Genomic DNA, 23,423 nt, shown 5'->3' with positions numbered 1-23,423 from the left:
CGAAGGTGCCGAGGCCAGGGCGGCCGACGGGCGGGCAATCTGCCGGATCGGAGCTTGCCGCCCAGGTCAGAGCGGTACTTTGAGTCCTTCCGAGTCGCACGACTCGGACGACTCGGAGGCACACGCGGTACGAGGACGGGGGCCATGGCGGAAGCGGCCAAGTACGAGGAGCAGTTGACCCGGCTGGTGAACCTTGCCGGGAAACCCAAGAGCCCAGCTGTCTGCGCGGAGATGCGGAGCCTGCTGCCGCGCGGCGCGGAGGCTCCGCACCCGAACACCGTTTCGGACTGGGTGGCGTTGCGTACCGTGCCCCGGGACGACGGCCAACTGGAACTCCTGCTCACGGCGCTGCAGAACCTCGCCCGCGACCGACAGAACCGGCCTGGCCTGCGCTTCGCTCCGGTCGGCGACTGGCACGCCTGGGCGGGACGGGCCAGGGAGCAGCGCAAGGCGAACACCAGGCCCTCGGCGCCGAACCGTTCGTCCACCACGAACGGGCTGACCTGGCGCAGGAACGTGGCAGGCTCACCCGTCTGGCAGCTGCTCGCCGCGGACAGGGCCGGGGAGTCCGACGCGTTACTCGACCAGGCACAGCAACTGGCCGATCTGCTGGAGGAGCTGTACGCGGAAGCGCGGCACGCCCTCGACGACGACCCCTGGCACGACGAGCACCTGGCCCGCCGGATCTCCCGCCGGACGAATCAGCTGGTACTCCTTCTGTGGCGCGGCAGGGAGGGCTTCCTGGACCCCGCCGAGGCGGCGTTGATCGCGCTCCTGCCCTTCCTGTACCAGACACACCGAGCCCGCACGGCGGTGGAGCTGTCCCACATCGAGCCGACCGATCTGAGCCACCGGTCCGCGCCGCATCCGGAGCGGCGGATGTACGAGAAGCTGCTCCGCGCGCATGAACGGCTCGTACGAAGAGCCGAGTTGGGCGGCCTGGCCGACCGACGGGACGACGGGCGTCCGCTGATCGGCTGGTGGCTCTTCCATCAGTGGGCGGGGCGGCAGCCGGGGCGGCTGGCGGACCTTCTCTCGACCGTGGAGGGGGACGGCTCCGGCCTCGACGACATCGCCGCGGTGCTCGCGCCCGACCTCCTCTCCCGGCTGCTGCACTGCGCCCACGCGGGTCCGGCGGAGCTCTTCGACCGCGCTCGCCCGGACCATCTGCGCGAGGACCCGTTCCAACTCGACTTTCACGGACAGGACTTCCAGGATGTGCGTGAACGGCTGGTCGGCTCGCTGTTCGCCGTCGCGCACGCCCTGACGATCGAGGTCACGGCTCTGCCCTCGGTGATCGTCCGGCACGTCGGCATCCCGGAGGCACTGGACCCCGGTGCGCTCCTGGGCACGCTCGAGAACGCGTCCTGGCTGCCCCGTCGGGACGGCGTCGGCCTCAGGGCCGGCTGCCGTCACCCCGCTGTCGTGGCCGCCCTCAACGAGCACGCCGAACGGGTCGAGTCACTGCTGCGTGCCGTACGCCGGTCCGGCCCAACCGAGTTCGCCGCGCTGCCGCTCTACACCTGGGCCGACGAGGTACGCGAGGTAGATGAGACGGGCAAGCCGGTACCGGTCGACGGGATCATCCGCTTTCGCCTCGACGAGGAACGCGTCCAGGAACTCCTCATGGGAGAGAACCTCTACCGTGACCGCTCCCTCGCCATCCGTGAGCTGTACCAGAACGCCCTGGACGCCTGCCGGTACCGCAGAGCCAGGTCCCGGGCTGCCGACCCGTACAGCGAGTACAAGGGCCGGATCACGTTCACTCAGGGCTACGACGAGGTCGAGGGCCGCCACTACCTCGAGTGCCGGGACAACGGCGTGGGCATGGACGAGCTGACCCTGTCCGAGGTGTTCTCGCAGGCCGGAGTCCGCTTCACCGACCTCCCTCGCTACCGGGAGGAATCGCAGGAGTGGCAGGACAGCGGGGTCGCCCTGCATCCCAACAGCAGGTTCGGGATCGGGGTGCTGAGCTACTTCATGCTGGCCGACGAAGTGCGGGTGACGACCTGCCACATGGATCGGATCGACGGCAAGCTGACGGAACTCGGCGTCCTCATCACCGGGCCCGGACACTACTTCCGTGTACGGCCCACCGGTCGCCCCGGGACGATCGGTACGACCGTACGGCTCTATCTGCGGGACGGGGACAAGGCACCCTCCTGCGTGCGGGAGATGCGTCGGTTCCTCGGGATCGCGGGGTTCAGGACGACGGCCGCGTACGAGGGACGACCGCCGGTGACCTGGGACCCAGGGGTCATGCAGACCCGGGAACCCATGGCCTTCCAACCGAACGGCTTCGCGGCCCACGGAACCACCGCGTCCTGGACGTCCGGTCCTCAGGGCGAGGACGGCCAGGTCGTCTGGTGCGCGAACGGCGGAGGCCTCCTGGTCGACGGCATCCACGCCGAGCCCCGGGAGAAGCTGGGCATCCTGAGCAGCCCGGACGACTCGCCCCGGCTGCGCGGCGTCGTGGTCAACCTCACCGGTGCGACCCGGCCCTTGAACCTCTCCGTGGACCGCGCGGAAATTCTGGACCCCGACCTGCACAGGATCGTCGAACAGCTGATCAGAAAGGCCCTGCCGACGCTCATCTCCGCCGACCCGCCGATCCTCACCCATAAGTGGCTCAGCGACGTCGCCGACCACAGTCTGCGGCTCGCGGACATCGTGACCGAAGCGGCCGGGGCGGCGGGATACGTACTGGACATCAGGGGCACGTCGTCGGCGATGACGGTCGCCGGGTTCTTTCCCGCAGACCCGTCCCTCATCGGCGAGGACGTTCCCTTCGGCGGCTACACCAGGGGCGTCGCGGACGGTGCCACCGCGCTCTGGCGGCTGCTCGCCCACCGCCCGCACGCCACGCTGGCCGCGCTGACGGAACTCGTGCCGGAACTGAGCCGGGTGAAGAGTGTGCTCCCGGCGCGCCCTTCGGACTATTTCGCACGAACGGAGATCCAGCGCGGGGGCCATTGGCAGGAGCGCGGCTGGGTTGCCGATCGCGACCGCACAGATCTGACCCACCCGGGCCACGCACTCCTCCTCGCCGGGATGTGCGGTTGCTCGTACCAGGAGCTCTTGGCCCGTATGGCGGTGCTGCGCCTGCCGACTCCACCGCCACCCAACGGCACGCCCTCGGCCGATGAGATCGACCTCGCGCTCGTCGCCGTCAGCTCCTTCTCCCCCGGGAGAACGGTGCCGCCCGGGCACCTGCTCAAGGCGCACCTCGAGTTCGGCATCAGCATCGACGAGGCAGCACAGCGGATGCGTATGTACGGCCTCCGCGTCCCGGAACAGGGCTCCTCCCCAGGCGACGCGGACGAGCTGACACTTCGGCTGCTCAGCGCGAACCTGAACGGCGAGGCCCCCTGGCTCGACATCGACCGCGAGGTGCTTCCGACCCACCTGTACCGGGCCCACTCCACCCTGGGCGTGGGTGTCGGGGAGGCCATCCGGCGCATCTCGGCATTCGGTTTCACCATCACGGGCACGGAAGCGATGTCGGACGAGCCCGACGAGAGCACTGTGCGTCTCTTCCGCGCCCTGGGAGGCTTCTTGACCTCCACGACGTCCATCTCGGTCCTGCGTGTGCTCGACGCAGCGACCGAGGTCAAGCGTCCCGTAGCAGAGGTGGTGCAGGCGCTGCGTGCCCATGATCTTCTCGTGGAGATCAGCCCTGCCCTCGAACTGCTGCCTCTTGAGGCCCTCGCGGACTCGGTGGCGTGGGGCATGAGCACCACCGACTGGGCGGAGTTCGACGACGGAACGGTGCCGCCAGGTCTGCTCGCCCGTGTCGCTGCCAGACGTAGCGGTGGCTCCGTCGAGGACGCTGCCCGGTTCTTCAGCGATCTGGGCTTCGAAACCCCTTCTGTGCTGCCCCGAACGGCGGCCCACTCGGACGAGACGATCCTCAGTCGCGACGTCGACGAACGCGCCCCCTGGCTCCGGACGGGCGATCTCATCCCTCTTCTTCACGTGGTCAGGGCATCTGTCCGCACCGGCGTGCCGACCACGGAAGTGGCCGCCCGGCTCCGCACCTACGGTCTGGTGTCGCCGGACGTGCCGCTTCCTCCCCCATCGAGACCGGAGGGGAGCTTCAGGGTGGAGTCCTATGTCCGCGACCTGAGCGCGGGCTACGAAGGCCCGCTGTCCACGAGCGAGTCGGTACCGCTGCACTATCTGCTGTACATCGCGTCCCAGGTGTCGACGGATCCCGGGTCCGTCGTGGACTCACTGGCCGCCTATGGCTTCCAGGTCGACCGCGACCGGTTGAACCGGCTCGACGAAGCGGACCGTCTGTTCGTGCAGACCCTGACCATGCAGGGCGACCTGCACCTGACCCAGTCCCTCACCGATTTCACCGACTTCACCGACATCGTCGGCAGCTCCGGCCTGCCGGCCCGCGACGTCATCCAGCTGCTCGACCGCCTCGACGTGAACCTCGAAAGCGTCCGCGAAGCCGCCCTCACCGCGCTCCCCAACGTCCCGGGACTGGTCATGGAGCCGGAGGGCACGAGTCCCTCCGGTGAGCAGGCGGACGTCAGCCCTTGACCGGCCCCAGGCCCAACTGTCCGCCGATCTCCTCCTCCATGACCCGGCCCGCCTCGAACTCGAGGGTCTCGTCGCCCAGGGGGGACTGGTCGGTGTCGAGGCCGTTCAGTTCCTCGAGGGGCTGGTCCAGGCGGATGTGGGCGAGGACCGAGTGCAGGGCGCGCAGGGTCGCCGAGGCGGTGGAGCCCCAGTTGGAGAAGTAGGAGAACTGCCACCACCACAGGGCCTCCGTGGTGCGGCCCGCGCGGTAGTGGACCATGCCGTGGCGCAGGTCGGCGATGACGTCGGCGAGGTCGTCGGAGATCCGGGCCGGGACGGGCGCCTTGCGGGGCTCGTAGGGGTCGAAGACCTCCGAGTAGACGTCGACCGGCTCCAGGAGGCGGGCGAGGTTCTCGCGGAGTTCGTCGGCGTCCGGCTCGAAGCCCGGGTCGGGCTCGTAGCGCTCGTCGGGGACGATGTCCTCATGGGCGCCGAGGCGGCCGCCGGCCAGGAGCAGCTGGGAGACCTCCAGGAGGAGGAAGGGGACCGCCAGGCCCGGCTCGTCGCCCTTCGCGACCTCCGTGACGGCTACCAGGAAGCTCTCGACCTGATCCGCGATCTGGACCACGAAATCGTCAGGGTTGTGGTCGGTCGCGTGCAGCGTGGCGTCAGACATCTAGGAGTCGTCTCCCCTCGAAGGCGCGACCGAGGGTCACCTCGTCCGCGTATTCCAGGTCGCCACCCACCGGGAGGCCGCTGGCCAGGCGGGTGACCTTCAGGCCCATGGGCTTGATCATGCGGGCGAGGTACGTGGCCGTCGCCTCGCCCTCCAGGTTCGGGTCGGTGGCCAGGATCAGCTCCGTGACCGTCCCGTCGGCCAACCGCGCGAGAAGTTCTCGTATACGCAGGTCGTCGGGACCGACACCCTCGATGGGGCTGATCGCGCCGCCCAGGACGTGGTACTTGCCGCGGAACTCACGCGTGCGCTCGACCGCCACGACGTCCTTCGGCTCCTCGACGACGCAGATGACGCTCGGGTCGCGGCGCGGGTCGCGGCAGATGCCGCAGAGCTCCTCCTGCGCCACGTTGCCGCAGGTCGCGCAGAAGCGGACCTTCGCCTTGACCTCCATCAGGCACTGCGCGAGCCGCCGTACGTCCGTCGGTTCCGCCTGGAGGATGTGGAAGGCGATCCGCTGCGCGCTCTTGGGACCGACGCCGGGCAGTCGCCCCAGCTCGTCGATGAGGTCCTGGACCACGCCTTCGTACAACGGACTGCCGTCCTTCCTGGGGTTCCTTGCGGTACGTACGGTAGTTGGCCGAGGCCGGTCTTAGAAAGGCGGACCGGTCCTAGAAAGGCAGTCCCGGGATGCCGCTGCCGCCACCCAGGCCCTGGGCCAGCGGACCGAGCTTCTGCTGCTGGAGCGTCTGCGCGTTCTCGTTGGCCGCGTGGACTGCCGCGACGACCAGGTCGGCGAGGGTCTCGGTGTCGTCCGGGTCCACCGCCTTCGGGTCGATCCGCAGGGCGCGCAGCTCGCCGGAGCCGGTCACCGTGGCCTGCACCAGGCCGCCGCCCGCCTGTCCGTCGACCTCCGTGTTCGCCAGCTCCTCCTGGGCACGGGCCAGGTCCTGCTGCATCTTCTGGGCCTGCTGGAGCAGCTGCTGCATGTTGGGCTGGCCACCACCGGGAATCACGATCAGCTCCTGTGTCCTACGACTGTCGGGCGTGCCTTCGGGCGGGTTTTTTCCCGCTCGGCACGAGCCTACGTGGTCTGTGCGGGTGTCGCCCCAGCACTCTTTCGAGTGAGTCAGGTGTGAGGCCTATACCTGATCAAGGCCCACTTCCGGGCGTAAAAGAGATGAAACCTTCCTCTTCGCCACCCATTGGGAGGTAGGAAAGGTCCGGCGCAGCAGCATCAGGCGTCACGGTTGTCACGCAACGTGAACGGTCGGATCGGTCGGGTTCCATCGGTCGGGATCAGTAGGGAGTGCCGGGTGGGTCAGCAGCCGGAGATGCAGCCCGAGGGTCCGCCTCAGGACGGGCGGAGTGAGGGCGCGGCCGGGCTGCGGCCGGGCGACCTGGCCGGGCGGACGTTTCCGCTCGGGGACTGGGGTGAGCCAGCCGAGCGGCTGGACGAGCTGTACCGGTGGGTGGAGCGCGGGGCGCTGGAGACCGCCGCCTGGTACCTCGCGGACCGGGTGTGGAAGCGGCGGGGCGCCCGGGTGCTGCGCACCGGGGCGGCGGCGGGGGCGGTGTGCGCGGCCGCCCTGCCGTTGCTGGACCTCACCCGGGTGCTGGGCGGTATCGCTCCCTGGGGATATCTGGCGTTGCTGATCGCGGTGGCGTGTGCGGCGGTGGACCGGTTCTTCGGCGTGACCTCCGGCTGGATAAGGGACGTGGCCACCGCGCAGGCCGTGCAGCGCCGGCTCCAGGTGCTCCAGTTCGACTGGGCCTCGGAGAGCGTCCGGGAGGTGCTGGGCCCGGCGGAGGGTACGGCGAGCGAGGCCGCGGAGCGGTGTCTGGCGGTGCTGCGGCGGTTCTCGGAGGACGTCTCGGAGCTGGTGCGTACGGAGACGGCGGACTGGATGGTCGAGTTCCGGACCGGGCCGGCGCCCATGGGGATCCAGGGGGCGGTCGCCTCCGGCGGGCGGGCGGACGTGGGCGGGGGCTACGGGCGGATTCCGATGCCGCCGGGGGCGAACGCGCGGCCGAACATGCCTCGGCAGCGGCCGCCCGAGCCTCGGTGAGGAGGCGGCTTCGCCGCGCTTTTCGCCCCCGCCGCCCCTTCCCGTCCCTGGGGGCTGTTCCCCCAGACCCCCTTCGGACTGGACGGCCTCGTCCTCGATCGCCGGACGGGCTTCATCGGCACAGGCGCATGCCCTCCGGGGTCCGGACGTTGGCGCGACGTTCACCGCCGGGTGTAGGTCAGTTTCTCCCCGGTGCCGGTGTTCACCCGGCGCAGCGTGCCGTCGGCGAGCAGGGTGACCTCGGAGGCGGCGCCCGGGCTGCACGAGGAGAGGGGTTCACCGGCGGTGACCTTGGACGGGCCTATCTTCAACGGGCCTTCGCCGCCCGGCTTTTCGGAGAGGGCGGCGCTGAACTCACAGTGGTAGCCGTCCCCGTCGGCGACGAGGGCGAGCACCGCGTCGCCCACCTTGCCCTGGGCGAGGGTCAGCCGGCGCGTGTTCGTGCCGCTCTCGTTCTCGATCGTGGTGGTCCAGGTGCCGAGGTAGGCCGCCGGGACCACCCCGTCCGCCGAGGACTCGGAGGGGGACGCGGAAGGAGACGGCGACGAGTCCGGCGCGGGCAGCTCCGAGGCCTTCGCCGAGGAGGACGTCGAGCCGCCGGACGTGGTGGGCGCCGCGCTCGCGGCGGCATCGTCGTCACCGTTCATGAACGCGTACACCGAGCCGCCCGCGGCGATCGCGACCACCAGGGCGACGGCGACGAGCACGGCGGTCGTCCGGCCGCTGCGGCGCGGCGGCTCCTGCGGGCCGACGGGGCCGGCCGGCCCGTACGGGTCGTGCGCGGGAGCGGCACCGGGTCCCGCGGGGCCGTCCGCGTACGGGTTGTACGGCGCCGCCCCGCCCGGCGCCGCGGACCAGGCGGCCGGCAGCTGCGGGTGACCGTAGGCGGCCGGGGCCTGCTGCGGATGCTGCTGGGGGTAGCCGTACACCGGGTGGGCCGGGGCGGCCTGTCCGCCGGGCCGGCGGGGCTGCGCCGGGATGCCGTCGGCGCCCGCGACCAGGGTGGGGCGGTGGTCAGGCGAGGGCGCGTGGCCGCGCGGGCCGGAGTGTTCCGGGAAGGCCTCGGGGGCGGTCGCCGCCTGGTCGAGGAGGGTGGGGCGCGTTCCGTGGCCGGAGGGGGACGGGGCCGCGCCCGCCGGGTCCTCCACCTCCAGCAGTCGCACGGCGTGGCGGCCGAGCTGCGCCACGAGGGCACCGGGCAGCCAGGGGTCGCGGGAGCGGCCGTCGGAGACGGTGTCGTCGACGCCGGTGAGTTCCAGGACGCGGTCGAGGGAGGGGCGGGCGCCCGGGTCCTTGCGCAGACAGGCGCGGACCAGGTCCGCGATGCCCTCGGGGACGCCCGAGAGGTCGGGTTCGTCCTCGGCGATGCGGAACATCAGGGCGTGTGCCGCACTGTCGGCGGAGCCGAAGGGGAGGGTGCCGGTCGCGGCGTAGGTGATGACCGAGCCGAGGCAGAAGACGTCGCTGGCGGGCGTGACCGGGTCGCCGCGCAGCTGCTCGGGGGCCATGAAGCCGGGCGACCCGATCACCGCGCCGGTCTGGGTCAGCCGGCTGTCGCCGGCCACGCTCTCCAGCGCCCGCGCGACGCCGAAGTCGATGACCCGGGGCCCTTCGATCGTGACCATCACATTGGACGGCTTGAGGTCACGGTGGACGATCCCGGCCGCGTGGATGTTGGCCAGCGCGTGCGCGAGCCCGGCGGCGAGGATGCGCACCGACCGCTCGGGCAGCGGACCGTGGTCGTGGCTCACCACCTGCTGGAGGCTCGGCCCGGCGACATAGCCGGTGGCGACCCAGGGCACGGCGGCCTCGGTGTCGGCGTCGAGGACGGGCGCGGTCCAGAACCCGCCGACCCGCTGCGCGTTGCGCACCTCCTGCCGGAACCGTGCCCGGAACTCCTCGCGCGCCGCCAGCTCCCGCCGGACCAGCTTCACGGCGACCGTGCGCCCCCGGTCCGAGCGGGCGAGGTAGACCTGCCCCATGCCGCCCGAGCCCAGCCGCGCGAGCAGCCGGTAGCCGCCGATGCGCTGCGGGTCCCCCGGGCCCAGCTTCTCCATCGCAGCGCCGCCTTTCCCGCACATGTGTGATCGAGACATGTGCAACCCAGCCGAGAATAATCCGGCGGTTCGGGGAGTAGTGCGGTGCGGTGTCTACGGTTGCGTAACAGCGGGCTCCAGGCCGTCCAGCACCTTGGACAGCCGTTCCAGTACATGGACGGCCTCGGCGAGCTCCGCCTGCCCGAACGCCTCCGCCAGCCGGTCGGCGAGAGCCTCGTGCCCCGGGTGGATACGGGCGACCGCGGCCCGCCCGGCCTCCGTGGGCGCGAGCAGCTTGGCGCGCCGGTGGGCGGGGTTGGGCCGGTACTCGGCGAGGCCCTGCTCCACCAGCAGGTCGGCGACGCGCTGGACGCTCTGCCGGGTGATGCCCATGGCGCGGGCGATGCCGGACACGGGCAGCGGGTCGCCGAGCACCGCGCCGAGCACCTGCCACCGGGCGGCGGTGAGCCCGGCGGGCCCGGCCAGCTCCTCGGCCACGGTGAGGAACTGGCCGTTCAGCCGGAACACCCCGAGGGCGCTGCGGCTGAGCAGATCCTGCCGCTCCCTGCTCACCGGCCGGCCGTCGCCTTCTCCAGCACCTCGTACGCCGCCGCGTCGGAGTCGTGGAACAGCCGGTACCAGGCGTCCAGCACCTCGCCCTCGTACACGCCGAGCAGCCGGAAGATCTCGCGCGCGAAGGCGACCGGCTCGGTCGGGCCCGCGGTGATCAGGTTCGAGTCGGTGACCGCGTCCGCCTCGACGTACCGGTCGCCGCCCGCGTAGCCGGTCGCCGCCAGGTAGAAGGAGACCGCGCCGGTGTGGTCCCGGTCGTCGAGCAGGCCCTCCCGGGCGAGTCCCGCGGTGGCCCCGCAGATCGCGGCGACGGGCACCCCGGCGTCGAGGAACGCGCGTGCCGTGCGGGCGAAGGGCGCGAGGTCGTCGGACGTGTCCCAGAGGTCGGCGCCCGGCAGGATCAGCAGGGAACCGTCCTCGGGCCGTACGGCGTCCAGCGCCAGGTCGGGCCGGATCCGCAGTCCGCCGATGCTGACCACCGACTCCCCCGACCCGCCGACCGTCCGGATCTCGTACCCGTTGCGCGCGAGGTACGCCGTCGCGAACCCCGTCTCCCAGTCGGCGAGCGTGTCGTACACGGCGAGATATACCGGCTTGCTGCTCATGGCTCCTCCTAGCGAGCGAAATCCTTATGACAGCAGCCTGTCATTTCGACAGCAGACTGTCAATACACTCCGAGCCTCCGTCCCCCGGGCCGACCCCGGCCCCGGACCCCTCCCCACGCCCGACAACCTGTCGCGGAATCGCCCCCTCCACGGAACAGGACGCCGATACCGCTTCCGCATCGCGGACATTTACGCTCACTGGCATGACCCCTCAGTCCAGCCCCCAGGCCGGCGCCGCCGTGAAGGCCGCGGACCGCGCGCATGTCTTCCACTCCTGGTCCGCCCAGGAGCTCATCGACCCGCTCGCCGTGGCCGGCGCGGAGGGGTCGTACTTCTGGGACTACGACGGCAAGCGGTACCTCGACCTCACCAGCGGGCTCGTCTACGCCAACATCGGCTACCAGCACCCGAAGGTCGTCGCCGCGATCCAGGAGCAGGCCGCACACCTGACCACCTTCGCGCCCGCCTTCGCCGTCGAGGCCCGTTCGGAGGCGGCCCGGCTGATCGCCGAGCGGACCCCCGGCGACCTGGACAAGATCTTCTTCACCAACGGTGGGGCCGACGCGGTCGAGCACGCCGTGCGCATGGCCCGGCTGCACACCGGGCGCGCCAAGGTGCTGTCCGCCTATCGCTCGTACCACGGCGGCACCCAGCAGGCCGTGAACCTCACCGGCGACCCGCGCCGCTGGGCCTCCGACAGCGCGACGGCCGGGGTCGTCCACTTCTGGGCGCCGTACCTGTACCGCTCCCGCTTCTACGCGGAGACGGAGGAGCAGGAGACCGCGCGGGCGCTCGAGCACCTGGAGACGACGATCGCCTTCGAGGGGCCGGGAACGATCGCCGCGATCATCCTGGAGACCGTCCCGGGCACCGCCGGGATCATGGTCCCGCCGCCCGGCTATCTCGCCGGGGTACGGCAGCTCTGCGACCAGTACGGGATCGTCTTCGTCCTGGACGAGGTCATGGCCGGGTTCGGGCGCACCGGTGAGTGGTTCGCGGCCGACCTGTTCGACGTGACGCCCGACCTGATGACCTTCGCCAAGGGCGTGAACAGCGGATACGTGCCGCTCGGCGGGGTCGCCATCTCCGGCGCGATCGCGGAGACCTTCGCCAGGCGGCCCTACCCGGGCGGTCTGACGTACTCCGGGCACCCGCTGGCCTGCGCGGCCGCCGTCGCGACGATCAACGTCATGGCGGAGGAGGGCATCGTCGAGAACGCCAGGAACCTGGGCGCCTCGGTCGTCGAGCCGGGGCTGCGGGAACTGGCCGAGCGGCACGGATGCGTCGGCGAGGTGCGCGGTGTCGGCATGTTCTGGGCCCTCGAGCTGGTGAAGAACCGGGAGACCCGCGAGCCGCTCGTGCCGTACAACGCGGCGGGCGAGGCCAACGCGGCCATGGCCGCCTTCGGCGCGGCCGCCAAGAAGGCCGGGGTGTGGCCGTTCGTGAACATGAACCGCACCCACTTCGTGCCGCCGCTCAACGTCTCCGAGTCCGAGATCAAGGAGGGCCTCGCGGCCCTGGACACGGCACTTTCGGTGGCCGACGAGTACACGGACTAGAACCGGCCGAGGTCCGGACGGGGCCGCACGGGACCGGACGGGGGCCGCAGGGGGCCTGACCGGGAGCGCACGGGGGCCGCACAGGGACCGCACGGGACCGGGCGAGGGTCGGTCCCGGCGCTTTGGCGGGTCGGTGGCACGGCGGGGCATGGCGAGTCCGGTCAGGAACCCCTTCAGGGGCGCGGGGAACCGCGCGACCGGCCCCCACCGGCCCGCCCCCGGGAACGCGGCAATCGTCCAAGGTCTTGATTTCGTCGAACGCGTAAGGTGGCGTGCTCGTACATACCGACGAGCACGCCGCTTTTCCCGCACCTGACGATGGAGACGCCCCGACCATGCCCGGCAGCACCGGCAACGGAGCCGTGACGCGCAGCACCCTGCGACAGCAGATCGCCGACGCGTTGCGCGACGAGGTGCTGGGGGGACGGCTCCAGCCGGGCCAGGAGTTCACCGTCAAGGAGATCGCCGAGCAGTACGGCGTCTCCGCGACCCCCGTCCGCGAGGCCCTCGTCGACCTCTCCGCGCAGGGCCTCCTGGAGGCCGACCAGCACCGGGGCTTCCGGGTCCACGAGTACTCCGTCGCGGACTTCCGGGGCATGGTCGAGGCGCGCAGCCTGATCATCGAGGGGATGTTCCTCGCGTTGGACGAGGGCCGTCAGCGCCACCACAACTACGAGGACCCGCGGACCGCCGCCGCCATAGCGGGGGTGCGCCGCCGCGGCGAGGAGGCGCAGCGGGCCGCGGCCGCCGGTGACCTCACCGTCCTCATCGGCTACGACCTGCGCTTCTGGCGCGAGCTGAGCGCCCTGTTCGGCAACCCCTATCTCGCCGACTTCCTGCACCGGCTGCGGCTCCAGTCCTGGGTGTGCACCGTGCAGCACCTGCGTCGGCTGACCGATCTGCGCGGCCACCTGTGGTCCGGCCACACAGAACTGGTCGACGCCCTGTACGACCGCGACACCGCCACCGCCCGGGCGATGCTCGCCGCGTACAACGACGGCTCCATCGCCCTGATCGAGCGACTGGCGGCGGAATGAGCAGGGCGCACGCCCCCGGCCCGCCCGCCCCCGGCACGTCCCCTACCGGCACCCCCGCGCACCGCACCGCGCCCGTCGACCTCTCCGTCGTCATCCCCGCCTTCAACGAGGAGCGCCGGCTCGGCCCCACCCTGGACGCCGTCACCCGCTACCTCGACGCGACCGGGAGCCACTGGCGCACCTGGGAGATCCTGGTCGCCGACGACGGCTCCACCGACGCCACCCGTGAGCTCGTCACCGTCCGCCGCGACCCCCGGGTGAAGCTCGTCGCGGGCTCCGGCAACCGGGGCAAGGGCCACGCCCTGCGCCGCGGTGTCGCCGCCGGCCGGGGCCGCCAGGTACTCGTCATGGACGCCGATCTCGCCACTCCCGTCGAGGAGTTGGAGCGCCTGGAGAAGGCGCTCGCGGACGGCAACGCGGCGGCGATCGGCTCGCGGGCCGTACCCGGCGCGACCCTCGGCGACCGCCAGCACCGGATACGCGAACTCGCCGGCCGGGCGGGCAACCTGCTCATCCGCGGGACGACCCTGCGCGGGACGCGCGACACCCAGTGCGGGTTCAAGCTGTTCGACGGCGACAAGGCCCGTGCCGCCTTCGCCGCCTCCCGCCTCAACGGCTGGGCCATCGACGTGGAGGTGCTGCGCCACTTCCAGCGGGTCGGCTGGCCGGTCGCCGAGGTGCCCGTGCACTGGTCGCACCAGCCCGGCTCGAAGGTCCGTCCGGCGGACTACCTCCGGGTCCTGCGCGACCTGGTCCGGCTCCGGATCCCGGTGCCGAGACCCGCGGACGTCGTCGCCGTCCTGCTGTTCCTCGCTATGGCGGTGGCCCTGTACTCCGGTCGCCTCCTCGACCCGGCCCACCGCTACCTCACCGACTCCCTCCAGGACCAGAACCAGTGGGAGTGGTTCTTCGCGGTGACCGCCGACAACATCGCTCACCTGCGCAATCCCCTCTTCACCGGCCTCCAGGGCGCCCCTGACGGCGTGAACCTGATGGCCAACACCACGATGCTGGGCCTGTCCGTCCCGCTCACGCCCGTCACGCTGCTGTTCGGCCCGGCCGTCACGCTGAGCCTGGTGATGACGCTGGGCCTGGCCGCGACGGCCGTCGCCTGGTACCGGCTGATCGTGAAACGGCTCGTCCGCCAGCGTGCGGCCGCCTTCGCCGGAGCCGCGCTGGCCACGTTCGCGCCGCCCATGATCAGCCACGCCAACGCGCACCCGAACTTCGTCGTGCTGTTCATGATCCCGCCGATCATCGACCGCGCGCTGCGGCTCACGGCCGGTGAACGGGTCACCCGGAACGCGGTCGTCCTCGGCCTGATGGCGGCCTACCAGTTCTTCCTCGGCGAGGAGCCGCTGCTGCTCGCCGCAATGGGCATGCTGCTCTTCGCGGCCGCCTACGCAGCCGTGCGCCCCGACGTCGCACGGAACGCCGTACGGCCCCTGCTGAACGGTCTGGCGGTCGCCGCCGCCGTCTGCCTCCCGCTCGTCGTCTACCCGCTGGCCTGGCAGTTCTCCGGCCCGCAGAGCTACACCGGCATCGACCACGGCACCGCGCCCGGCGTCGCCAACTCCGTCCGGTCGCTGCTCTCCTTCGCCGAGCGCTCCCTGATCGCGGGCGACGCCCACCGCGCCGACGCCCTCTCCCTGAACCCGACCGAACAGAACGCCTTCTACGGCTGGCCGCTGGCGCTGCTCGCGTTCGCGATCGCGGTGGGGCTCCGGCGGCGCCCGGCGGTCAAGGCGCTGGCCGTCACGGCGGCGGCCGCGGCCGTGCTGTCACTCGGCTCGCGCATCCACCTCCCGCTCACCGACACCACCGTCCCCGGCCCCTGGGCGGCGCTGGCCGGTCTGCCGCTCTTCGATTCGGTCATCGAGAGCCGGGTGGCGCTGGTCTGCGCCCCGCCGCTGGGCATGCTGCTCGCCCTGGCGGTCGACCGCCTCGCCCAGGCCCGCCGGCTGGGCACGCAGTACGCCGGTCTGCTCGCCGTCTGCCTCGCCGTGCTCCCCCTCGTCCCCGCCCCGCTGAGGTCAGAGCCGCGCGCCGAGGTGCCCGCCTTCTTCACCGACGGCACCTGGAAGACCTATGTCCGGGGCGACGAGACCCTGGTCCCGGTGCCGCTCGCCGAACCCGAGGACGCCGAGGCGCTGCACTGGCAGACGGCGGCCGGCCTCGGCTTCCGGATGCCCGGCGGCTACTTCAACGGACCGTACGGCGAGGGCGACCGCACCGGCGTCTACGGCGTCCCGCTGCGCTTCACGGCGAGTCTGCTGCGGGACGTGCGGTACACGGGCGTCGTCCCGGTGATCGACGCCCGGGCCCGGGCCGAGACCCGCGAGGACCTCGCGCACTGGCGGGCGGGCGCCCTGGTGCTGGCCCCGCAACCGCACGAGGACCGGCTGCGTGAGACGGTGGAGAAGCTGGTCGGCCGGCCGGGTAGGCGGGTGGCCGGAGTGTGGGTATGGGATCTGCACAGGGGGAGCTGATACGGGTCGCACCGACTAGTCTTCCCTGACCGGTCAACGTACTGAGTGAGGAGCTCTCTTTGGCCTGTGACCTGTGGCTGGTGCCACTCGTCGACGTGTTGTGCCACACCCCCGACAATCCCTTCGCCGACGAACTCGCCCAGTACAACAAGGTGCTGGCCGAGGCGGGTCTGCCGCCCGTGCCGGTGTACCAGTACATGCCGGGGCTGTCCGGCGAGGTCGCCCCGGTGGCCGGCTTCGACTACGACGCCCTGCACTTCCTGCGCCGCGCCTACCTCCTCCAGGTGTGCGGGCTGCCGGTGACGCCGGTGGACGCGCTGGGCGGCGACTACGAGCAGCTCCTGGAGATGTTCGAGGCGACGGCCCAGCAGTCGCACCTGGTCTGGCACTACGACCACGCGGGCGCCTACGTTCCGGTCGACTTCCCGCAGCCTCTGTCCAACGACGAGCTCCTCGCGGGCGGCGGACCCCTGGGTTCCGCGCAGTCCCTGCTGCGGGAACTGGAGTTCGTGGCCCCGTCGATCGGCATCGATCCGGCCAATCCGCCGTTGGCTCCGCAACCGCCCGCCGGGCCCACGGAGTTGGAGGAGCCCGCCGTTGCGGCGCCGTACGACTCCAGCCCCTTCGCGCGCGAGCGGCACGTGTGGCTCGGGCTGCACGCGGCGGCGACGCGGAGTCTGGCGCAGGGGTCGATGATCGTGTTCAGCTGAGCGGCCGGCCGGGTGGGCGGTCAACGGCCGAGCTGCGAGAGGCCCTTCTGCACGTCCTCCCTGTTCATCACCGGGGTGTAGGAGATCTCGGCCCCGAGGTGGAGGAAGAACGGCTCGCTGAGCACGGGCATCTGCGCGCTCTCCTCCATGTCGAAGAACAGGAAGGCGGTGCGCTTGCCGTGGTCGGTGGTGAAGTAGGCAGCCTCGGGCTTGAGCTGCGCCATGGACTCCTCGATCAGCTTCCCGAGGGTGCCGTTGCGGATGGCCTCGTTCGCCTTCTCGGTGTCCATGGACGCCTTCAGCATCATGCGCATCGCAGTCACTTCCTTCTGGTCGACACACATGTCTGTCAACCCCAGGATATGCCCGTATGCGGCATTTATCCCTTGACGCGGGACCGGCCGGCCGACGTCAGAAGACGGCCGTGCCGGCCTGTGTCAGCTTCCAGTTGGCGGCGGCGAAGTCGGCCGGGTCCAGGGTTCCCTCGGACGTGACGTAGTCGATCATCAGCTGACGGATCTCATCGGTGGAGCTGTAGGCGATGTCGGCGGCGGCCATGTGCGGGTAGCCGCTGCCGCCGTTGGCGCGGTAGTTGTTGACGGCGACCACGAAGACCTGGTCGTCGGTGACGGCGGCGCCGCCGTAGGTGAGGTTCTTGATCCGCGCCCCCTCCGCCTGCGCGATGTCGATGTCGTACGAGACGCCCGCCGCCGTGTCGTACATGTAGTCCCAGAAGCTGTTGGCGTTGGTCAGGGCCGCGGTGTCGACCGCCGTGCCCGCCGGCACCTGGTGGTAGTACTTCGCCGCGAACTCCAGGTAGTCCTTGAGCTGGGCGCCGGTGAGCTTCTTGCCGTACAGGGTGTTGTCGTAGATGTAGAGCCCGGCGATGTCGCGGATGGTGACGTCACCGGCCGGGATGTCGGCGGTGCGGCTGAAGGGCGCGGCGACCGAGATCAGGGGCAGGGCGGCGTCGGCGGCCGACAGTCCGGCGGCCACCGCCTTCATCTGGACCTCGTGGATGAAGTCCATGATCGGGACGTCCTTCCAGCAGGACTCCGCCGCCGAGAGGTCCTGCGTGCAGGTGCCCACGGCCGTGTTGACGTACTTCACGACCAGGTCGTGGTCGGCCTCGAGGAGCCTGGTGATCTCCGGGTCCTCGTCGACGGTGCGGGGGTCGAGGGTCTGGGCCTTCTTGCCGGTGACCTTCCAGCGTCCGTGGTGGAGTTCGAGCTCGAAGTCGAAGACGGTCAGCCGGTAGCCCCAGCAGTACGGCTCGGAGAGCAGGACCTCCTCGCCGGTCTCCGCGTTCTTGACGGTGTACGAGGGAACCTCGACGTGGGTGTGCCCGACGAGGATCGCGTCGATGCCGGGGACCTGCTCGGCGACGAGGTTGGAGGCGTTCTCGACGTACGGGAGCGCGTCGCCGTAGGAGGTGGAGCCGTCGAGGCCGGAGTGGTCGGTCAGGAAGACGACGTCACAGCCCAGCGCCCGCAGTCTCGGCACGTACTTCTTCGCCTGCTCCACCAGCCCCGGGAAGACCATCCTGCCGCTGACGTTGTCCTTGTCCCACAGGGCGATGCCGGGGTTGGTCAGGCCCAGGATGCCCACCTTGATGTCGGGGGCGCCGGGGACGCGGATCTTCTTGACCGTGTACGGGGCGAAGGCGGGCCTGAGGGTCTTGGCGTCCAGCGCGTTCGCGCCGAGCAGCGGGAAGCGGCACTGCTGCTCGAACTTCCGCAGCACCTCGATGCCGTAGTTGAACTCGTGGTTGCCGAGGGCGGCGGCGTCGTAGCGCATGTGGTTCATGGCGACGGCCATGGGGTGCTTCGGCCCCTGCTTGCCGTCGGTCCCGGTGATCGGGGCGACGCGCGCGAAGTAGTAGGCGAGCGAGGTGCCCTGGATGATGTCGCCGGCGTCGACGAGGAGGACATGCCCCTCGCCCTTCGCCGCCCGCTGCTCCTTGACGAGCGTGGCGATCCGGGCGACCCCGACCGAGTTGCCCTTGCTGTCCGTGTAGGCGGCGTCGGTGTAGTAGTCCCAGTCGAAGACGTGACTGTGCAGGTCGGTGGTGCCCAGGATGGAGAACGACCAGGTGCGGGGCGTCTTCTGGGGCGCGTGACCGGCGTGGCCGGCGGCGGCCTCTGCGGTGCCGGAACCGACCGCTCCCGCGACGGCCACGGCCGCTCCGGTGACGGCCGACCTCTGCACGAACTCACGTCGGTTCATGGGGTTCACGGGCATACGGGGCTCCTGGAACTGGTACGGAGGAGGGGCAACTACCCGCGTAGATGCTTGCTTCCGCCAGTTACGGGCGTAACCGCGAACAGGCCATGGGCCGGTCAAGGATGTCCAAGACCGGCCCAAGCCGAGGTACCGCCGTGGGACTACAGGAACGAGTTGATCTCGATCGTCTCGTCCCGGCCCGGGCCCACGCCGATCGCGGAGATCGGGGCGCCGGACATCTCCTCCAGCGCCTTGACGTACGCCTGGGCGTTCTTCGGCAGGTCGGAGAAGGACTTCGCCTTGGTGATGTCCTCGGACCAGCCGGGCAGGGTCTCGTAGATCGGCTTCGCGTGGTGGAAGTCGCTCTGCGAGTACGGGAGTTCCTCGACGCGCTTGCCGTCGATCTCGTACGCCACGCAGACCGGGATCTGCTCCCAGCCGGTCAGGACGTCGAGCTTCGTCAGGAAGAAGTCCGTCAGGCCGTTCACGCGGGTCGCGTAGCGGGCGATGACCGCGTCGAACCAGCCGCAGCGGCGGTCACGACCGGTCGTCACGCCCCGCTCGCCGCCGATGCGGCGCAGCGCCTCGCCGTCCTCGTCGAACAGCTCGGTCGGGAACGGGCCCGAGCCGACGCGGGTCGTGTAGGCCTTCAGGATGCCGATGACCCGGCTGATCTTCGTCGGGCCCACGCCCGCGCCCGTGCAGGCGCCGCCCGCGGTCGGGTTCGACGAGGTGACGAAGGGGTACGTGCCGTGGTCGATGTCGAGGAGCGTGCCCTGACCGCCCTCGAAGAGGACGACCTTGTCCGCCTCCAGCGCCTGGTTGAGGAGCAGGACCGTGTCGGTGACGTACGGAGCGAGCTTCTCCGCGTAGCCGAGCAGTTCCTCGACGACCTGGTCGACCGCGATCGCGCGGCGGTTGTACAGCTTGGTCAGCAGCTGGTTCTTGCCGTCCAGCGCCGCCTCGACCTTCTGGGTGAGGATCGACTCGTCGTACAGGTCCTGGACCCGGATGCCGACCCGGTTGATCTTGTCGGCGTAGGTCGGGCCGATACCGCGGCCGGTGGTGCCGATCTTGCGCTTTCCGAGGAAGCGTTCCGTCACCTTGTCGACAGTGACGTTGTACGGGGTGATGATGTGCGCGTTGCCGCTGATCAGCAGCTTCGACGTGTCGACGCCGCGCTCGTTCAGACCGCTCAGCTCGGAGAGCAGGACCGACGGGTCGACAACGACACCGTTACCGATGACCGGCGTACAGCCGGGTGACAGAATTCCCGAAGGGAGCAGGTGGAGTGCGTACTTCTGGTCGCCCACGACGACCGTGTGGCCGGCGTTGTTGCCGCCCTGGTAACGCACTACGTAATCCACCGAGCCACCGAGAAGGTCGGTGGCCTTTCCCTTGCCTTCGTCACCCCACTGAGCACCGAGCAGCACAAGTGCGGGCACGCGCGTACACCCCTTCCGGGTGGGGCATGTCCAAGGCCAGGGGCGTACGCGGTGGTTCTTTCCACCGCGTGCACCACGTGCACCGCGACCGTCGTCGGTCGCCGCTTGTCGGACCCGGATGCCCCGGAATAGACCAAGCCCCTGGCGCAATAGCGCAAGGGGCTCTTGCACAAAGATGCTACCCGAGGAAGCGAGGCAGGACCGAGGTGGCGACTTTCGCGACGTCCGATCAGCTGCTGGTGATCATCGATCCGGTCGCCCGGCGCTGGGACGGGGAGTCCGTACGCATCGCGAAAGACGTGCTCAGCGCGGGTGCGGCGAGTACGAAGGTGTGCCTCCCCGAGGACCAGGAGGAATTCGCCCGGGTGCTGGCCCGGCGGGGCTCGCGGCGGCCGGTGGTCGTCGGCGACGACCGCGCGCTGATGCGGGCGGTGGCCCTGCTGCACCGGCAGCGGGCCCTGGCCGAAACCGTACTGTCGATGGTGCCGGTGGGCGCGGGCCTGGGCGTCTCGCACGCCCTGGGGGTGCCCTCGGGTGCGGTGGCGGCGGCCCGGGCCGTCCTGGACGGCGCCGAGCGGCGTCTGGACGTACTGGTGGACGACAGCGACGGGGTGGTGCTGGGCGCGCTTCGGATCCCGCCGGTGCCGCTCGCCGCGCAGTCGGAGCCGACCGTGGCGGAGGCCGGGCTCGCGCAGGGCGGCGGCCACCCCTGGCTGCGCAGCTATCAGTCGCTCTTCCGGACGCTGGTGCCGTCGCGGCCGTCCCGGCTCTCCGCCGCCCCGGCCATGCCCGGCCCGGCCCGGCTGCGGATCGAGGTCGACGGGGTGACCCTGGTCGACCTCGACCAGCCGGTGGAGGCGGTGTCGGTGACCCCGGGGCCCTCGGGCACGGCGATCGTGGAGGTCCGGCCGCTGTCCCTGGGCGCGGTGGCCGTGCCCCTGGAGGCGCGTGGGCGGACGGTGACCGTCTCGGGCGCGGACTTCCGCTACCGCGCGGACGCGATGGTCGCGGGGCCGGTACGCGTGCGCACCTGGACGGTGCGCGAGGGGGCGCTGGGGCTGATGCTGCCGGGGCGGTGAGTCAGGCACTGCCCGCTGTCCTTCGGGGCCCCGAAGGAGGTGGGGTCATCGACGTCATGACGCGCCCTCCCCTCGCCACGAAACCATCCGCCGCTCAGGGCAGTCGCTCGACTACAGCCTCGTCGCCGGATTCGTCCTTCAGGGCCACCCCCGACCGGCCCACCTCCCGGGCCCCGGCCAGCAGCCCGACCAGCTTCCCCGCCGCCGTCTCGTAGTCCAGGCCCAGCGGCGGGCGGATGTTGGACAGGCAGTTGCGGTCGGCGTCGGTGGTGACGCCCGGCACGGGCCGGTGGGTCAGGTACACGCCCAGGGAGTCCGCCGCCGACATGCCGGGGCGTTCGCCGACGAGGAGCACCACGGCCGTGGCGCCCATGGCATGCGCGACGTCGTCGCCGAGGGCCACCCGGGCCTGTCCGGCGAGGACGACGGGCGCCACCCCGGTGCCGGACGGCAGCCGCGCGGTCGTCGCCCGGATCATCGCCGCCGCGTGCTCGTGCACCGCCCGGCTGGAGAGCCCGTCGGCGACCACGAAGACGACGTCCCACTCGCCGGTGGGCAGATGGGCCCGGTCGACGGGGTTCAGCCGGCGGCCCAGGTCGGGGCGCTGGAGGTAGGTGAGGCGGTCGGGGGCGGCGCTGCGGACCCGGACCACCGAGGTGCCGGTCAGCTGCGCGGCCACCGCGTCCGGGTCGAACGGCGAGTGCACCGCGTCCCGGGCGGCGGCATGCGCCGCCTGGAGTTCCAGGCGGTGCCGGGTGGGCAGGGCGGAACCGGCCCGGCCCAGGCCGATACGGGCCTGGGTGCGCAGGCGCAGGGACGCCCACAGCTCGCCCTGGCCGTCGGTGACCTGGTTGTCCGTGATCTGGTTGTCCGTGATCTGGTTGTCGGTGATCTGGTTGTCGGTGACCTGGCTGATGGTCATGCCGCGAGCTCCCGTCCGGTGGCGCGTCCGGTGGTCCCGGTCCCGGTGGTGGCGATCTCCGTCAGCGGGTGGGCCGTTCCGGACAGGTCGCGGATGCCGCCGCGCGGGTCCAGCAGCCCGATCGAATCCAGCCACGCCTCGAACTCCGGCGCCGGGCGCAGCCCCAGCACCTCCCGCAGGTACAACGCGTCGTGGTACGAGGCCGACTGGTAGTTGAGCATGATGTCGTCGCCGCCCGGGGTGCAGATCACGAAGGAGGCCCCGGCCACGCCGAGCATCGTCAGCATCGTGGCGATGTCGTCGTCATCGGCGTCGGCGTGGTTGGTGTAGCAGATGTCCAGCCCCATGGGCAGGCCGAGCAGCTTGCCGCAGAAGTGGTCCTCCAGGGCGGCGCGCAGGATCTGCCGGCCGTCGTAGAGGTACTCCGGGCCGATGAAGCCGACGACCGTGTTCACCAGCAGCGGGTCGTAGCGGCGGGCGACCGCGTACGCCCGTGCCTCGACCGTCTGCTGGTCGACCCCGTGGTGCGCGCCGGCGGAGAGGGCGCTGCCCTGCCCGGTCTCGAAGTACATGACGTTCCGGCCGACCGTCCCCCGCTCCAGCGCCAGCGCCGCCTCGTACGCCTCGTCGAGCAGGCCGAGGGTGACCCCGAAGGAGGCGTTCGCGGCCTGGGTGCCGGCGATGGACTGGAAGACGAGGTCGACGGGGGCGCCCCGCTCCATCAGGTCCACGCTGGTGGTGACGTGGCACAGCACGCAGGACTGGGTGGGGATCGCGTACCGCCCGATCACCCCGTCCAGCAGTTCCAGCAGGTCCCGTACGGCCTTCGGGCTGTCGGTGGCCGGGTTGATGCCGATCACCGCGTCGCCGGAGCCCAGCAGCAGACCGTCGAGCAGGGCGGCCGCGACGCCCGCCGGGTCGTCGGTCGGGTGGTTGGGCTGGAGCCGGGTGGCCAGTCGGCCGGGCAGCCCGATGGTCGAGCGGAACGCGGTCACCACCCGTACCTTCCGGGCCACCGCCACCAGATCCGCGTTCCCCATGAGCTTGGAGACGGCGGCCACCGTCTCCGGGGTCAGTCCCGGCGCCAGCGCGGCCAGCGTCACCGCGTCCGCGGCCTCCGACAGCAGCCACTCCCGCAGCTCCCCGACCGTCATCGAGGCCACCGGCGCGAAGGCGGCCGGGTCGTGGGTGTCGAGGATGAGCCGGGTGACGTCGTCGTCCTCGTAGGGGATCAGGGGCCGGGTCAGGAAGTCGGTCAGCGGCACCTCCGCCAGCGCCCAGCGCGCCGCGACCCGCTGCCGGGCGTCCTGCGCCGCGAGACCGGCCAGGCGGTCGCCGGAGCGTTCGGGGCTCGCGGCGGCGAGCAGCCGGGCGAGCGAGTCGAAGCGGTATCGCTCGCCGCCGAGGGTGGAGGTGTAGGCGCTCATGGCGGCGACCGTACGAGGCGCGTGTTGCGACCAGATTTCTAAA

General features: G+C 71.3%; 18 protein-coding genes. 7 read left to right on the top strand and 11 right to left on the bottom strand.

What is annotated here, in order from left to right:
* Positions 1-144 precede the first annotated feature (144 nt).
* Positions 145-4,551: a wHTH domain-containing protein gene (locus tag OG736_RS24055; protein WP_327184282.1), complete on the top strand. Its 4,407-nt coding sequence runs from the start codon at positions 145-147 to the stop codon at positions 4,549-4,551.
* Here OG736_RS24055 and OG736_RS24050 read toward each other — a convergent pair.
* The 3 genes from OG736_RS24050 to OG736_RS24040 all read right to left on the bottom strand — a co-directional run bounded on the left by OG736_RS24050 (position 4,541) and on the right by OG736_RS24040 (position 6,222).
* Entirely contained in the window at positions 4,541-5,206 is a 666-nt protein-coding gene (locus OG736_RS24050) for a DUF5063 domain-containing protein (protein WP_327184281.1), read from the bottom strand. The genes OG736_RS24055 and OG736_RS24050 overlap by 11 nt on opposite strands.
* Positions 5,199-5,798, bottom strand: coding sequence for a recombination mediator RecR (recR, locus tag OG736_RS24045; RefSeq protein ID WP_020129225.1), 600 nt, complete (start codon positions 5,796-5,798; stop codon positions 5,199-5,201). Before recR ends, OG736_RS24050 begins: the two co-directional genes overlap by 8 nt.
* A gap of 79 nt (positions 5,799-5,877) precedes the next feature.
* A complete protein-coding gene (locus tag OG736_RS24040; protein WP_028806749.1) occupies positions 5,878-6,222 on the bottom strand; it encodes a YbaB/EbfC family nucleoid-associated protein in 345 nt (114 codons plus the stop codon).
* A gap of 318 nt (positions 6,223-6,540) precedes the next feature.
* Between OG736_RS24040 and OG736_RS24035 the strand changes: the two genes are divergently transcribed.
* Positions 6,541-7,275 (top strand): SLATT domain-containing protein, encoded by a 735-nt coding sequence (locus tag OG736_RS24035; RefSeq protein ID WP_442817188.1) that lies wholly within the window; start codon positions 6,541-6,543, stop codon positions 7,273-7,275.
* Positions 7,276-7,436: 161 nt separating this feature from the next.
* Here the strand turns inward: OG736_RS24035 and OG736_RS24030 are convergent, their stop codons facing one another.
* The 3 genes from OG736_RS24030 to OG736_RS24020 all read right to left on the bottom strand — a co-directional run bounded on the left by OG736_RS24030 (position 7,437) and on the right by OG736_RS24020 (position 10,489).
* Positions 7,437-9,332 carry a protein kinase domain-containing protein gene (locus OG736_RS24030; RefSeq protein ID WP_327184279.1) on the bottom strand — a complete coding sequence of 632 codons (1,896 nt, stop codon included), beginning with the start codon at positions 9,330-9,332 and terminating at the stop codon, positions 7,437-7,439.
* A 93-nt stretch (positions 9,333-9,425) separates the two neighbouring features.
* Positions 9,426-9,884, bottom strand: coding sequence for a MarR family winged helix-turn-helix transcriptional regulator (locus OG736_RS24025; RefSeq protein ID WP_327184278.1), 459 nt, complete (start codon positions 9,882-9,884; stop codon positions 9,426-9,428).
* On the bottom strand, positions 9,881-10,489 hold the full coding sequence (locus OG736_RS24020; protein WP_327184277.1) for a type 1 glutamine amidotransferase family protein: 609 nt from the start codon (positions 10,487-10,489) through the stop codon (positions 9,881-9,883). The genes OG736_RS24025 and OG736_RS24020 overlap by 4 nt, the downstream gene beginning before the upstream one ends.
* A gap of 203 nt (positions 10,490-10,692) precedes the next feature.
* Between OG736_RS24020 and OG736_RS24015 the strand changes: the two genes are divergently transcribed.
* From OG736_RS24015 to OG736_RS24000, 4 genes are all read left to right on the top strand, one after another.
* Complete coding sequence (locus OG736_RS24015) at positions 10,693-12,048, top strand: aspartate aminotransferase family protein (protein ID WP_327184276.1); 1,356 nt, start codon at positions 10,693-10,695, stop codon at positions 12,046-12,048.
* Positions 12,049-12,383: 335 nt separating this feature from the next.
* Entirely contained in the window at positions 12,384-13,085 is a 702-nt protein-coding gene (locus OG736_RS24010) for a GntR family transcriptional regulator (protein WP_327184275.1), read from the top strand.
* On the top strand, positions 13,082-15,574 hold the full coding sequence (locus tag OG736_RS24005; RefSeq protein ID WP_327184274.1) for a glycosyltransferase: 2,493 nt from the start codon (positions 13,082-13,084) through the stop codon (positions 15,572-15,574). Before OG736_RS24010 ends, OG736_RS24005 begins: the two co-directional genes overlap by 4 nt.
* 59 nt (positions 15,575-15,633) lie before the next feature.
* Positions 15,634-16,284, top strand: a complete 651-nt coding sequence (locus tag OG736_RS24000; protein WP_142265398.1) for a putative DNA-mimic protein — start codon at positions 15,634-15,636, stop codon at positions 16,282-16,284.
* Between the two features lie 20 nt (positions 16,285-16,304).
* On the opposite strand, the gene OG736_RS23995 is transcribed toward OG736_RS24000, so the two are convergent.
* The 3 genes from OG736_RS23995 to OG736_RS23985 form a co-directional block, all read right to left on the bottom strand.
* Positions 16,305-16,598, bottom strand: coding sequence for a hypothetical protein (locus OG736_RS23995; RefSeq protein ID WP_327184273.1), 294 nt, complete (start codon positions 16,596-16,598; stop codon positions 16,305-16,307).
* Positions 16,599-16,695: 97 nt separating this feature from the next.
* The gene (locus OG736_RS23990) at positions 16,696-18,525 is read right to left on the bottom strand and encodes a bifunctional metallophosphatase/5'-nucleotidase (protein ID WP_327184272.1); all 1,830 of its coding nucleotides are present in this window, start codon (positions 18,523-18,525) and stop codon (positions 16,696-16,698) included.
* 143 nt (positions 18,526-18,668) lie between these two features.
* Complete coding sequence (locus tag OG736_RS23985) at positions 18,669-19,952, bottom strand: adenylosuccinate synthase (RefSeq protein WP_028806748.1); 1,284 nt, start codon at positions 19,950-19,952, stop codon at positions 18,669-18,671.
* A 206-nt stretch (positions 19,953-20,158) separates the two neighbouring features.
* Between OG736_RS23985 and OG736_RS23980 the strand changes: the two genes are divergently transcribed.
* The gene (locus tag OG736_RS23980) at positions 20,159-21,031 is read left to right on the top strand and encodes a diacylglycerol kinase catalytic domain-containing protein (RefSeq protein ID WP_327184271.1); all 873 of its coding nucleotides are present in this window, start codon (positions 20,159-20,161) and stop codon (positions 21,029-21,031) included.
* Positions 21,032-21,125: 94 nt separating this feature from the next.
* Here OG736_RS23980 and eutC read toward each other — a convergent pair whose 3' ends face one another.
* Together eutC and OG736_RS23970 are read right to left on the bottom strand one after the other, a co-directional pair.
* Positions 21,126-21,953: an ethanolamine ammonia-lyase subunit EutC gene (eutC, locus tag OG736_RS23975; RefSeq protein WP_327184270.1), complete on the bottom strand. Its 828-nt coding sequence runs from the start codon at positions 21,951-21,953 to the stop codon at positions 21,126-21,128.
* Positions 21,950-23,380, bottom strand: coding sequence for an ethanolamine ammonia-lyase subunit EutB (locus tag OG736_RS23970; protein ID WP_327184269.1), 1,431 nt, complete (start codon positions 23,378-23,380; stop codon positions 21,950-21,952). Before OG736_RS23970 ends, eutC begins: the two co-directional genes overlap by 4 nt.
* Between the last annotated feature and the right edge of the window lie 43 nt (positions 23,381-23,423).

The sequence above is a fragment of the Streptomyces sp. NBC_01334 genome (genome assembly GCF_035983595.1).
In the GTDB taxonomy this organism is placed as follows: domain Bacteria; phylum Actinomycetota; class Actinomycetes; order Streptomycetales; family Streptomycetaceae; genus Streptomyces; species Streptomyces coriariae.
This window is presented reverse-complemented; position numbering and strand designations above follow the sequence as displayed.

Coding starts and splice junctions, on each gene's coding strand:
- OG736_RS24055 (WP_327184282.1), top strand. CDS start 145: ATGGCGGAAGCGGCCAAGTACGAGGAGCAGTTGACCCGGCTGGTGAAC.
- OG736_RS24050 (WP_327184281.1), bottom strand. CDS start 5,206: ATGTCTGACGCCACGCTGCACGCGACCGACCACAACCCTGACGATTTC.
- OG736_RS24035 (WP_442817188.1), top strand. CDS start 6,541: ATGCAGCCCGAGGGTCCGCCTCAGGACGGGCGGAGTGAGGGCGCGGCC.
- OG736_RS24030 (WP_327184279.1), bottom strand. CDS start 9,332: ATGGAGAAGCTGGGCCCGGGGGACCCGCAGCGCATCGGCGGCTACCGG.
- OG736_RS24020 (WP_327184277.1), bottom strand. CDS start 10,489: ATGAGCAGCAAGCCGGTATATCTCGCCGTGTACGACACGCTCGCCGAC.
- OG736_RS24015 (WP_327184276.1), top strand. CDS start 10,693: ATGACCCCTCAGTCCAGCCCCCAGGCCGGCGCCGCCGTGAAGGCCGCG.
- OG736_RS24010 (WP_327184275.1), top strand. CDS start 12,384: ATGCCCGGCAGCACCGGCAACGGAGCCGTGACGCGCAGCACCCTGCGA.
- OG736_RS24005 (WP_327184274.1), top strand. CDS start 13,082: ATGAGCAGGGCGCACGCCCCCGGCCCGCCCGCCCCCGGCACGTCCCCT.
- OG736_RS23995 (WP_327184273.1), bottom strand. CDS start 16,598: ATGCGCATGATGCTGAAGGCGTCCATGGACACCGAGAAGGCGAACGAG.
- OG736_RS23990 (WP_327184272.1), bottom strand. CDS start 18,525: ATGCCCGTGAACCCCATGAACCGACGTGAGTTCGTGCAGAGGTCGGCC.
- eutC (WP_327184270.1), bottom strand. CDS start 21,953: ATGACCATCAGCCAGGTCACCGACAACCAGATCACCGACAACCAGATC.
- OG736_RS23970 (WP_327184269.1), bottom strand. CDS start 23,380: ATGAGCGCCTACACCTCCACCCTCGGCGGCGAGCGATACCGCTTCGAC.